The 12,381-nt window shown below is 41.6% G+C and carries 13 protein-coding genes and 1 pseudogene; 12 read left to right on the top strand and 2 right to left on the bottom strand.

Going from position 1 to position 12,381, the window contains the following annotated elements; translation table 11 throughout:
• The first annotated feature begins 4 nt into the window (after positions 1-4).
• The 9 genes and pseudogenes from X781_RS02680 (at position 5) to X781_RS02645 (ending at position 8,182) form a co-directional block, all read left to right on the top strand.
• A pseudogene (locus tag X781_RS02680) lies at positions 5-1,113 on the top strand (alpha/beta hydrolase).
• A 180-nt stretch (positions 1,114-1,293) separates the two neighbouring features.
• Positions 1,294-2,283: a zinc-dependent alcohol dehydrogenase family protein gene (locus X781_RS02675; protein ID WP_025235434.1), complete on the top strand. Its 990-nt coding sequence runs from the start codon at positions 1,294-1,296 to the stop codon at positions 2,281-2,283.
• 166 nt (positions 2,284-2,449) lie between these two features.
• Positions 2,450-3,322 carry an oxidoreductase gene (locus X781_RS02670; protein ID WP_235068780.1) on the top strand — a complete coding sequence of 291 codons (873 nt, stop codon included), beginning with the start codon at positions 2,450-2,452 and terminating at the stop codon, positions 3,320-3,322.
• A 24-nt stretch (positions 3,323-3,346) separates the two neighbouring features.
• On the top strand, positions 3,347-3,592 hold the full coding sequence (locus X781_RS12475) for a hypothetical protein (protein WP_235068773.1): 246 nt from the start codon (positions 3,347-3,349) through the stop codon (positions 3,590-3,592).
• A 347-nt stretch (positions 3,593-3,939) separates the two neighbouring features.
• The gene (locus tag X781_RS02665; RefSeq protein ID WP_025235433.1) at positions 3,940-4,632 is read left to right on the top strand and encodes an NYN domain-containing protein; all 693 of its coding nucleotides are present in this window, start codon (positions 3,940-3,942) and stop codon (positions 4,630-4,632) included.
• 8 nt (positions 4,633-4,640) lie between these two features.
• The gene (locus X781_RS02660; protein ID WP_025235432.1) at positions 4,641-5,897 is read left to right on the top strand and encodes a sel1 repeat family protein; all 1,257 of its coding nucleotides are present in this window, start codon (positions 4,641-4,643) and stop codon (positions 5,895-5,897) included.
• Between the two features lie 261 nt (positions 5,898-6,158).
• The gene (locus X781_RS02655) at positions 6,159-6,995 is read left to right on the top strand and encodes an alpha/beta fold hydrolase (RefSeq protein ID WP_025235431.1); all 837 of its coding nucleotides are present in this window, start codon (positions 6,159-6,161) and stop codon (positions 6,993-6,995) included.
• A gap of 85 nt (positions 6,996-7,080) precedes the next feature.
• Positions 7,081-7,332, top strand: a complete 252-nt coding sequence (locus X781_RS02650) for a hypothetical protein (protein WP_158497205.1) — start codon at positions 7,081-7,083, stop codon at positions 7,330-7,332.
• Complete coding sequence (locus X781_RS02645) at positions 7,319-8,182, top strand: DsbA family protein (RefSeq protein ID WP_038643873.1); 864 nt, start codon at positions 7,319-7,321, stop codon at positions 8,180-8,182. Before X781_RS02650 ends, X781_RS02645 begins: the two co-directional genes overlap by 14 nt.
• A gap of 4 nt (positions 8,183-8,186) precedes the next feature.
• Here X781_RS02645 and X781_RS02640 read toward each other — a convergent pair whose 3' ends face one another.
• Complete coding sequence (locus tag X781_RS02640; RefSeq protein ID WP_025235428.1) at positions 8,187-9,071, bottom strand: LysR substrate-binding domain-containing protein; 885 nt, start codon at positions 9,069-9,071, stop codon at positions 8,187-8,189.
• Between the two features lie 109 nt (positions 9,072-9,180).
• On the opposite strand from X781_RS02640, the gene X781_RS02635 reads away from it, so the two are divergent.
• On the top strand, positions 9,181-10,317 hold the full coding sequence (locus tag X781_RS02635; RefSeq protein WP_025235427.1) for an alpha/beta hydrolase: 1,137 nt from the start codon (positions 9,181-9,183) through the stop codon (positions 10,315-10,317).
• Positions 10,318-10,371: 54 nt separating this feature from the next.
• Positions 10,372-10,821, top strand: coding sequence for a cyclophilin-like fold protein (locus X781_RS02630; RefSeq protein ID WP_235068771.1), 450 nt, complete (start codon positions 10,372-10,374; stop codon positions 10,819-10,821).
• A 101-nt stretch (positions 10,822-10,922) separates the two neighbouring features.
• Here X781_RS02630 and X781_RS02625 read toward each other — a convergent pair whose 3' ends face one another.
• A complete protein-coding gene (locus X781_RS02625; RefSeq protein ID WP_051411623.1) occupies positions 10,923-11,405 on the bottom strand; it encodes a TetR/AcrR family transcriptional regulator in 483 nt (160 codons plus the stop codon).
• 117 nt (positions 11,406-11,522) lie between these two features.
• Here X781_RS02625 and X781_RS02620 point away from each other — a divergent pair, with 117 nt between their 5' ends.
• Positions 11,523-12,365, top strand: a complete 843-nt coding sequence (locus tag X781_RS02620; RefSeq protein ID WP_025235425.1) for an N-acyl homoserine lactonase family protein — start codon at positions 11,523-11,525, stop codon at positions 12,363-12,365.
• Positions 12,366-12,381 lie beyond the last annotated feature (16 nt).

Genomic DNA, 12,381 nt, shown 5'->3' with positions numbered 1-12,381 from the left:
AACAATGAAGAAATCTATTTTAACGACACTGTTTTTGGGGCTTTTGGCGACTCAAACCTCTTTTGCCCAAGAACCGTTAATGATCGCCAAACAGGGGAGTTTTGCCGTCGGCGGCACAGTGAAAACCAGCGAAGGCAGTTACACCCCCATACCAGCGGAAATTTCCGATAAAACCAGTGCATCATTTTGGGACGCATATGGAGCAAGCGTGAAAGCAGGCGGAATGAGTTTGCACGGCGACCACGCCTCGGTATTTTATCAAGTTCCAGCCAACGCAAAATCACCCCCACTGGTCTTTTTACACGGCTATGGCGGTTCAATCCGCACTTGGCAGACCACACCAGATGGGCGTGAAGGCTTTGATACGCTCTTTTTACGCAAAGGCTACCCGATTTATTTGGTCGATCAGCCAAGAAGTGGATCGGCGGGCAAAAGCACTGAAAAAGCTGAAATTACCGCCACACCTGACGAGCAATTTTGGTATGCCCAATTCCGTATCGGTGTGTATCCGAATTTTAACCAAGGCGTACAATTCCCCCAAGATAAGGCAAGTTATGAGCAGTTTTTCCGCTCAATGACCCCAGCCACAGGGGCGTTTAATGTGGGGGTAATCACCGACAGTATGGCGAAATTGTTTGAGAAAACGGGTGATGGCGTGTTCGTTACCCATTCCGCAGGGGGCGTAATCGGCTGGACAACGGCAATGGCAAGCGACAAGGTCAAAGGCATTGTGGCGATAGAAGCTGGGAATTTTCCATTCCCTGAAAGCGAAGTTCCCCAAGCCTTAACCAGCAAATTTGGTGACGTTAGCCCAATTAGTGTGTCGTTTGAGCAGTTTAAAAACTCACGCAAATCCCAATCGTCATCTACTTCGGCGACTTTATCCCCGATGAATTAGACGGCACGCAAGGAGGCGAACAGTGGTTTATCCGCAAAAAACTGGCTGAACAGTGGGTGGACGTAGTGAATAAACACGGTGGAAAAGCCGAAGTGATTCACCTGCCGAAAATCGGTATCAAAGGTAACACGCATTTTCCGTTTATCGACTTAAATAACACCGAAGTAGCGGACGAAATGGCAAGATGGCTGAAAGCGAACGGGTTGGATAAATAATGATGGGATAATTGAACACACCGCTTGTGGCAACGCAAGCGGTGTTTTTGTTTGTGCAATTTGCAAAAAACATTTTTGCTCATTTTGCAAAAGCAGTTTTGCGATTTGTGTGGTTTTTCCATAATGAACAATCGGATACACTGATTTCATCTTAAAAATCTTGTGATTAAGGAAAAACAAATGAGCAAACAAATTCAATTTACCCAAACAGGTTCGCCTAATGTGTTACAAATCGTTGATGTAGAAATCCCCACCCCAAAAGCGGACGAAGTGCAAATTCAAATCCACGCCATTGGCTTAAACCGTGCCGAGATGATGTATCGTGAAGGGGCGTATGTGATTGATCCTGTATTCCCTGCCACAATGGGTTATGAAGGGGCAGGTATCATCACTGCTGTGGGGGAAAATGTCAGCGAATTGGCTGTTGGCGATCAAGTCAGTGTGATTCCGTCTTTTATGTTCACCGAATACGGTACATACGGCGAGATCGTCAATATGCCAAAACACGCTGTGGTTAAACACCCTGAAAATTTAACGATGGAACAAGCCGCCGCAAGCTGGATGCAGTTTGTTACCGCTTACGGTGGTTTGATTGAGTTTGGTAAGGTGAAATCAGGCGATGTCGTGGTGCTGGGTGGGGCAACCAGTTCGGTCGGTTTGGCGGCAATCCAAATCGCCAAAATGCAAGGGGCAACAGTAATCGCACTTTCTCGCACCCACGCCAAAGGCGATGTGCTTTTGGAGAAAGGGGCGGATTTTGTGCTTGCCACAAAAGAAGACGATGTAACCGCCAAACTGCTTGAGATCACGGGTGGCAAAGGCGTGAATATGGTGTTTGACCCTGTGGGCGGCAAAGAAGCCGCAGCCATCATCAACGCAATGGCACAAGATGGTCGCTACATCATTTACGGTGCATTAAGCCACGATGATATTGCCGTGCCTGTATTCCCGATTTTGGGCAAACATTTAACCGTGCGGGGTTATGAACTCTTTGAAATCACCACCGTGCCTGAAAAACTCGCCAAAGCCAAACAATTTGTCTATGACGGTTTGGCAAGCGGTCAGTTACGCCCAGAAATTGACAAAATCTTTGCCTTTGATGAAATGGTCAAAGCCCACGAATATATGGCGAGCAATCAGCAGATTGGTAAGATTGTGGTTAAAGTTTGATTTTTGAAAAAAACACCGTTTATCGTGATGATAAGCGGTGTTTTTTTATCTAAATTTTGCAAAATTATTTATGCTTATTTTGCAAAGCTATTTTGAAATCTGTGTTGTTTCTAAATAAATTCATTCATCTAAAATACCCCTATCTTTTGAATACAAGGAACAACCAATGAACCCAAAATATCACCCCCTTTTTGAACCCTATACCCTTAACAATGGCGTAACCATTGCCAACCGTTTAACCGTTGCCCCTTTGACGATTTACGACTCTGGGGTGGACGGCGAGATGACGGACGCAGGTCGCCATTTTTGGCAAGATCGTTTTCATGGCTTTGGCTTGTACATTATGCTTTTTACCAATGTGCACCCAAGCGGTATCGGTTTTGAAAGTCCGAATGCGTTTGACGAACGCCATTCGCCGACTTTGCGTGAATATGCCGAGCTTGCTCATCAGCAAGCCGACAAAGCGGTGGTGCAAATCGCCCATTCTGGCTTGCGTGCCGACCCACAAATGACGCAGGGATTTGAAGTCATCGCCCCAACAGGCGATATGTACGGTCGTTTTCGCACGATGAGCAAGAACGAAGTGTGGGAAATGGTGCAAAGCTATGCCAAAGCGGCTGAATTGGTAATGCAGGCAGGGTTTGACGGTGTGGAAATTCACGGAGCGAACGGCTGGCAAATTCAGCAGTTTGTGTCGGCAAGCACCAATTACCGCACCGACTTTTGGGGTGGTAGCCTAGAAAAACGCCTAAATTTCCCCCTTGAAATCGTCAAAGCAATTGACCAAATGCGTCAAAAACACAATCGCCCTGATTTCATCATCGGTTATCGTTTTTCGCCAGAAGAGCCGGGCGAAAAAGGCATTACGATGAAAGAAACTTTAGCATTGGTGGACGCTTTACTTGAACAGCCAATCCAGTATTTGCACATTTCGTTGTGGGATTTTTATAAAAAAGTTCGCCGTGGGGCGGATAGCAATCTTACCCGTATGCAAGTGGTTCACGACCGCATCGCAGGGCGAGTGCCGTTTTTCGGTTAGGGCAATCTTTACACCGCAGACGATATGTTGCAGGCGTATCAAACAGGCTGGGTGGAGAGCGTGTCGATTGGCAAAAGCATTATGCTCAACCCTAATTTGGTCGAGCTGCTTCAAACAGGGCGAGAAAACGAAATCCAAACTACCTTTGACTGGGAACAAGCCGACTTTTATCGCTACACGCCTGCCATGCTACACGGCACACAGACAGGACACGATTTTTATCCACCAAGCAAACAACTTGGCGTGCGTTATAAATCAGAGCATTTTTAGCCATTAAAACAAGCGGTCTGTTTTGTGAATTTTTTTGCAAAACAGACCGCTTTCTTTTCTATTTTGTCCCTACATTCACTGTCCTAATGTCCTACTTGCTTATTAATTTTTCTCTCTAGATAATACAACCCGTTTTGCAAAACACTGGCATTCTCATAATGAGAATATTTCTTTAATTTAATTATATAGGAGCTAGTAATATGGCTATCAATAAAACTGGTAATGCAAATCCAAATTTTCCTAGTACAACAGGAAATAAATCAGGTAATGGACGTGGTAATAATCCACCAAAATCAAAATAAATAATCAAAGGGGAGTATTTCTCCCCTTTTCTAGGAGCAATTCTTATGAAAAAGAAAATTGCAGTTCTTATCGATGCTGAAAACATTAAAAGCTCGTACATTCCTAACATATTAACTAAGCTAGATTCTTACGGAGAAATTACTATTAAGAGAATTTATGCTGATTGGACTCAACAAAGAAATAATAGATGGAAAGAATATGTAAATAGCTATGCAATTAAAACTATCCAAAAATTCTCTTACACAGTTGGTAAAGGAAGTAGCGATACAGCACTAATTATTGATGCGATGGATCTATTGCATAGAAATAAAGTAGACATTTTTTGTATTGTATCTAGCGATAGTGATTATACTGGATTAGCTCATAGAATCAGAGAAGATGATCTAACCATAATAGGCATAGGAGAATCATATACCCCTAGTGCATTTGTTGCTTCATGTAATCATTTTATTTATATTGATGATGGAGTATGTGAAAAAGTATCTAGTAACAAGTTATCATCTCAACAAGTCAAAAAGATTGATTATGATATAATCAATAAGGCTTTTAATCTAATTAAATTAGATGTTGGCACAATACTCCAATCTAGATTTAAGGAGTCTTTATCTAAAATAGATAAAAATTTTAATGTTAAAGATTATGGTTTTAAGAAGTTCCACGATTTTTGTAAGTCATTGAATGGATATGAACTAATTAGGCATAATGATCGTAGTACATTCTCTATTAAGAAACTATAGGTAAATTTATGGGAAGAAAAGAAATTAAAGATACAGCTGAAGCAACTATTTTGAAGAAAAATATAGAGAGAATTCTAAAAAATCTAGGTCTTGAAAATAAATGGAAGAAGATAGCCTCAGATCTTTTAGATGATTTTTGTCAGAAGGGAGAGTATAAAAAAAATGATGTTCGTAGTTTAGATAAATTGGCAGACAGAATAAAAACAAATTTGTCTTATAAAAAACGAAATAATACAAAATTCTTAACAGAATTATATAGATCGCTTTGTAATTTAGAAGAAGTAAAAAAACTTGACATCCCTAATTTTGACACTTCTGAATCAGGTGATTCAATTAGTGATTTATGTAAAAAATATCTTAAAAATTTCTTAGAAAGAAAATTTGAGATACCTAAACCAGATCTAGATATACTTATAAAAAATGCTCATATGGGGCATACTCTTGCAAGAAGAACACTTGGTGATTATTACCTATATGGTGGCAATTTAGGGATACCTAATTTTATTGAAGCTCATCACTATTATACTTTTGCTATTGAAGATAATTGTTATATTTCCGCTTATCAACTAGGGCAGATGTATGAAAATAAGAATGGATTTTTTAATCATATAGCTATTGCATATAAATACTATGAGTTGTCATTGCAATTCTATTTTATTAAATTAGCTCAATGTATGGTAAATAAAAGAGATTTTCCAAATTTCCCTAATGTTTTTAGTAAAGTTGCCTATTATGCAGGATATTTAAAAAATGAACATGACGATCAAACATTCTATGCAATGTCTTACTTAGGATATAAAGAAGGAGATAAAGTTTGTTCACTTTTTTTAGCATATAGCTTACTGATTGGAAAAGGTATAGACGAAAATTTAGATCTAGCAATAGAAATTTATAAAGAGATGATTGCTAATGGAATAAAAACTCATTCTGACTTAATAGCTTTATCTTGTCTTGCTTTAATTTATAGGGATATATTGAATGATGTGGAATTATATTCTAAATATAAGAATTTATTTGTCGATCTTTATCCTAATTTATCAGATGAAGAGATTGTTTTTAGAATGGAGAATACTATATTTGAAATTAATCCTAGAATGATTATGAGTTATATAAGCACTAAAAATAAAGATTTGTGGAATTGTAATAATCAATTTCAAAGCTCTCATTTTGAATTCTTATCCAGTGTTGATAAGATCATACATAAAGAGAGAAACCACAATAATTTGAAGTTTAAACAAACTGTTAGATTAGAGTTTAAAAATTAAAACTGGCTCCAGTTGTTTCTAAAAATGAATAAAAGTATCTTCTATTATTAGCTTTGTTTATTTACTTCCTGCTACTCAATGTAGTTTTACGAATTTTATTTTGAATCCGTGACAATTTGTCACGGATTCATTCTCTTTCGCTTTAAATACTTGTAAGTCAATTATTGCTAAATCCGCAAAATTCCTTTGCTTATTTCCCACTTTTTCTACAAAAATCATTGCCTATAATTTGCCTTAATTCAGATGAAATAAGGAAACAAGATGCAACAACTTCACATCGCCACCCATACAGGCACAATTCTGCACGGTGCGTTATTTGCCAGTATAGCCAAGTCGGACACGGTGGTCATAGCCATTACGGGCATTCACGGCAATTTTTATTCCAATCCGTTTTATTACAACATTGGCGAGACGCTTTCGACAAATGGCATTGATTTTATTTACGCCCAAACTCGCAACGCCTTTGGGCAAATTCCAATTCTCAACGCCAAAACAGGCGAAAAAGAGCGGATTGGATCGTGGAATGAAGATGTGTCGGCTTATGTGGATTTTGCCGAGCAACAAGGCTATGGGCGGATTATTTTGGCAGGGCATTCTTTGGGGGCGAACAAGGTCATTCATTATCTATCAAGCACCCAAGATAAAAGGGTGGATAAATTTATCCTACTTAGTCCTGCCAATGTTACCCATTTGACCAACCAAATCAGCGAGCCTGAACGCACCTTTATCAAGGCACAGGTCGCTGACGGCAAGGGGCAAACATTGTTGCCGTTTGAGCTGTTTGGCTGGTTGCCTTGTGTTGCCGACACCGCTTATCAGTGGCTGTATTCGCCTATATTGAACAATGTACATCAAGAAACGGACGGCGATTTTTCACAAGTTCAGGCAATTAAGCATTCTGGGGCGTTGCTGATTGGCACGCTGGACGGCTTTACTTATGGCGATCCTTGCGGATTTTTGCAAAACATCAACCGCTATTTTCCAACAGCCGAGCAAAACAAGCTGATTTTTATTGAAAATACAGGGCATACTTATCAGCAAAAAGAGCAACAAGTGGCAGAGCGTTTGTTGGCTTTGGTGCAAAAATGGGGGCAATAATGGCGTTTATCACAATCAGCACCAATCAGCCGATTTCGCCTGAGCAACAAACCGAAATTGTACAAGCCTTTGGCAAGGCGGTGGCGTGCGTTCCCAATCAGCACAGAGCATTTTAATCAGCTTTGAACAAAAAACGATGTGGTATCAAGATGATAGCTCTGTGGCATTGGTGCAGTTTCGAGCCATTGGCAATGCCACGCACACAGGCTACCCTGAATTAACCGCCCAAATCAGCCACATTTTGCACCGCACTTTGGGCATTGCAAGCGGTCGAGTTTTCGTGGAATTTTGCAACATTACTGCTTTTGGCGTGGGGGATTTTTATGCAGAACAATAACCACAAAACCGTGCAAATCTACAATTTTACCGACCCGATGATGGGGCTAAGTTATGAAAGCGAGCCATTTTTCAGGCAGCTTGAAACCCATTTTGGCGAGCAAGTTTGCCTGCGATTTGTGATGGGTGGATTGGTGCGAGATGTGGCGGATTTTATGATAGCCAATGATTTTAAAGATGGCGAAGAAAATGCGTTCGTCCGCTACAATGCTCGCCTTGCACGGATTTACGAGAGCGAACAAAGCATTAGTGGAATGCCGATAAAAATGGACAGGCTTAATTTATTTGCCAAAAATCGTACATCATCCATTCCACTTAATTTAGCCTTTAAAGCAGTGGAGCTGACTGCCCCAGAAAAAGCCGAAACGTTTTTATACCGTTTGCGATTTGCCACCATTGTCGAACAGCGGATAACCACCGATGAAAGCATACTTGCCCAAGTCGCCAGCGAAATCGGTATGGATAAGGCGACCTTTTTGCAAGCCTATCACAGCAAACAAGCCAAACACGCCTTGCAAAGCGATTTTAACCTGCGAGCCAAACTCGGTGTGCGTGCCTTGCCTGCCTATCTGTTTTGCTATGGAGATAGGCAGATTTTAACCACAGGCGTGCTGGATTTTACCGATTTTGTAGCGATGATTGCCCAAATTTCAGACGGCAAAATCAAGCCAAATTTGCCCACGCTCAACAAAACCACTTTGCAAAATTTCTTGGCAAAACGACCGCTCATCTCGCTTACCGAAATCCGTTATGCCTTTAATCTGACAGATAAACAAACGGTGGTGGATTGGCTTAATCAAGTACAGAATGAATGGCGGTGGGTTAATGGGGAGTTTGTGGAGAAATGCTGATTGCCTAAACCCTCAAACTCTCCACCACCACCTTCAACGCAGGCGAGATGTTGCGGTGCGGATAATATAAATACAACGCAGGCAAACTTGGGCAATAGGCAGGCAACACAACAACCAATTTGCCACTCGCCAATTCATCGGCAATAATTTCTTGCGGTAAATATGCCAAGCCCAAACCGTGCAAACAAGCCGTTTTGACCGCTTCATCGTCATCAAACAGCCAACGGCAAGGCGGGGTTTGGGTAAACGGTTTGCCATTAAAAATCAGCTCCCATTCGTATAATTTGCCATTGCTCATCACATAGCCAATGCCTTGATGAGTTGCCAGCTCGTCAGGCGTTTTGATTAAACCAAATTGCTTGATGTAGCTTGGACTTGCCACAATCGTCATCGCCAAAGGCTCGCTGATTTTTACCGCTATCATCGTCTCGCCCACATCATCGCCCAGTCGCACACCAGCGTCAAACCCTTCGGCGACAATGTCTACAAAGCGATTGTTGGCGGACAAATGCACGGTAATATCAGGATATTGCGTTTGAAAATGAGCAAGTTTTGGAATCAGCGTATTTTGCACCACTTGTAAGCCTGCACTGATTTTTACCGTGCCACTTGGGGCATTGCGATAATGGGCAAGGTGGGTCAATTCGCTATCAAGTTGAGCAAAACTTTTTTGAGCGGTGGCAAACAGCTTTTCGCCTGCGTGAGTAAGCGACACAGTACGAGTGGTACGGTTAAACAGTTGTAAGCCCAAGCGATTTTCTAGCAGTTTAATGGTTTTGGATAAAGCTTGGGGCGAAATGTTCAATTTTTCAGATGCTCGGGCAAAGTTTTTCTCTTGGGCGACCAACAAAAAAGCGTACAAATCATTGTAATTTTGGCGATGTGGCATAGGTGTATTATCAACTTAAAATTGATAGTTTAGCAAATTTTTTGCATATTATCATCCGATAAATGGGCTTGTATAATACGCACATATTTTCAACAACCAAAGAGATTTTATGAAAATCCAAACCTTAACTTCCGCTCTTTTATTAAGCACCGCACTTTTGGGAGCAAATGCTATGGCAAACACATTGCCAGTTTCGGCAACACAAATTACCGTTCCTGCTCAAAATATTCAACTCACCCAAGAATGGGACAAAATTTTCCCAAAATCAACCAAAGTAGAACATCGCAAAGTTACCTTTAAAAACCGCTTTGGCATTACTTTGGTGGGCGATTTGTACATTCCCAAAAACGCCAAAGGCAAATTACCAGCGATTACCGTTTCAGGACCTTTTGGGGCGGTGAAAGAACAAACATCAGGGCTTTATGCACAAACAATGGCGGAGCGGGGCTTTGTTACACTTGCTTTTGACGGTTCGTACACAGGCGAGAGTTCAGGCTTGCCTAGAAATATGCCAAGCCCAGAGATTAATACCGAAGATTTCTCTGCCAGCGTGGATTATTTGAGCAATTTACAGATTGTGGATAAAGACAGAATTGGCGTTTTGGGTGTTTGTGGTTGGGGCGGATTTGCCTTAAATGTGGCAAGTAGCGACCCACGCATTAAAGCGGTGGCAACTTCCACAATGTACGATATGACCCGTGTGGTTGCCGAAGGTTATGCCATCAATATGCACCCCAACGCACAAGGCACTTACGACCGCATCGCACCACAAACAGCGGACGCACGCCACAAAATGCGTCAAGAAATGAGCAATGTCCGCACAAGTGCCACACAAAACGACTATGCTGATTTACAGCCTGCCAACAATTTGCGTGCCAAAGACTTTACCGCCGATACGCTATTGTTTGTTAAAGAATATTCCGACTTTTACACCACAAAGCGTGGCTTTCACCCCCGTGCGGTCAATTCTAGTCCTGACGGCTCTTGGGCGACCACAGCGATGATTGGAATGCTCAATATGCCAATTTTAAAATATGCTGACGAAATGCGTACGCCAACTTTAATCGTACACGGCGAAAAAGCCCACAGCCGTTATTTTAGCGAAGATGCGTTTAAAGCGATTGGTTCATCAAATAAAGAATTGTACATCGTGCCAAACGCTACCCATGTTGATCTGTACGACAACCAAGCAGGTAAAATTCCCTTTGATAAATTTGAACAATTTTTTAAAGCGAATTTAAAATAACGCCCAAGCCGTCCAAAACTTTATTTTTGGACGGCATTACTATTAGGAAACACGATGAAACCATTATGGATATTGGCAATTTTTGCTTCGTTTTTAACCGCTTGCCACGCCCAAACACCAACCCAAGCACCAAAACAGGAACACGCAATGCACTCGTCCGTCATTTCTTTAAGTATTAACAATCAATTATTTGATTTACAATTAGAAAATAACCAAACCGCCCAAAGTTTTGCCAATCTGTTACCACTGGATTTGGCAATGAACGACCATCTAAATAACGAAAAATTCGCCACTTTGCCAAACGCTTTGCCTACCAACGACAAAACCGCAGGGCAAATTCACGCAGGCGATGTGATGCTTTATCAAGGCGATACGATTGTGATTTTTTATGAAAATTTTGACAGTAATTATCGCTACACTAAAATCGGCAAAATTCGCCAAACTGACGGCTTAAAAAACGCTTTGGGGCGTGGTACAGCACAAGTCAAATGGGGCAATCCATAAACACAACACCGTTTGCAGGAATGTAAGCGGTATTTTTATTTTCAATTCATTTTTAATATCCCAATCATCTCCCCCCATTCATCAAACACTTTCGGGATTTTTCAAAGTTCGCTCCGTTCAAATGCGTATCGGTGGCTTTCTAGGGCGATGGTGGCAAAAATATGGGCTTGGTAATCCCAATTTTTATCGTCTGCTTTTATCCGTTTGGCGTGGGCGATAAAGGCGTTTTTTAATAAAGCGTGCATATCATCATACAAATGGTGGCGGGGCGTTTTGATTTTCCACAGTGCCAAAATCAGCCGTCTTTTTTCCAATAAACGATTGCCAATGATTTGCATAAATCGCACTAAATCCTCACTTTCAAAGCGTTGTTTTAAAAGGGTTTGATATTCGGCTTTGATTTGTTTAATCAATTTGCCCGCCAAATCGCTTTTGCCCGAATAATAGCGATAAAAAGTCGTGCGGTTAATCAAGGCTTTTTCAATGATTTCTTGGGCTTGGATTTTTTCAAAGGGCTTTCCGTCCAGCAGATCGATAAGAGCGTTTTGGATCATCAGGTGCGTTTTAACAGTGCGTAAGTCCATACTTTTTTCATTTTGTGCATACAGATTTAATATTTTATCTGCTTATCAGGTTAAATTCAGCTATTTTAATGTTTGTTCGCTTGGGGGCGAATCTCTAAAATACGCTCATTGATTGATATGATTAAAGTTCATTGCCTGACAACGGGTTGGGTGCAAATTAAAATTCATCATCAGTTGGCACGTTTTTTGGCTCGTCCTTTACGTGTGTTGGATGTTTTAACCGACAGCAAATGGTCGCCAAAATTGCCGATTGGTTGCTGGCTGATTGAACACCCAGAAGGGTTGATTTTGGTGGATACGGGCGAGAGTAGCCGTGCCAATGACAAGGGTTATCAGCCGTGGTGGCACCCATTTATGCAGTTTTGCGAACGCCGTGGTGTCAAGGCAAGAGAAGAAGTGGGCGAAGTGCTAAAAGCCAAAGGCTTTGACCCGTTAAAAATAGACACGGTGGTGATGACCCATATGCACGGCGACCACGCAGGTGGATTGCCCAATTTTCCGAACAGCCGATTTGTCTTGACCGAGATTGAAAAACAGGCGATTGAAGCCCCAAATGCGGTGTTTAATGGCTATTTGACCAAGCATTATCCTAATTGGTTCGCCCCTGATACGATTGCCTTTAATGACGGTGCGTTTGAAAGTTTTGAGCAAAGCCACAAACTCACCAAAGACGGCAAAATCCGCCTAGTGCCAACCGCAGGGCATACGCTTGGACATCAGGCGGTGATTGTGGATATGGGCGAGTACTATATTTTGATTGGCGGTGATGCGTCTTATTGTGAAAAAGATATGCTGGCGGGCAACATTGACGGCGTGTGTATGGACGGCAAATTGCACCAAGCAAGCACCGCTAAAATGCGTGAACTGTGTAAACGCAAGCCAACCATTGTGCAACTGGCTCACGATGAAAAGAGTGAATATCGGCTGAATAATAAAGTGTTTACGGTGGTAAATAATTAGCGAGAAATGACCGCTT

This window comes from Mannheimia sp. USDA-ARS-USMARC-1261, assembly GCF_000521605.1.
Classification (GTDB): Bacteria; Pseudomonadota; Gammaproteobacteria; order Enterobacterales; family Pasteurellaceae; genus Mannheimia; species Mannheimia indoligenes.
Note: the sequence above shows the minus strand (reverse complement) of the source record. Positions and strands in the feature narration are given on the sequence as shown.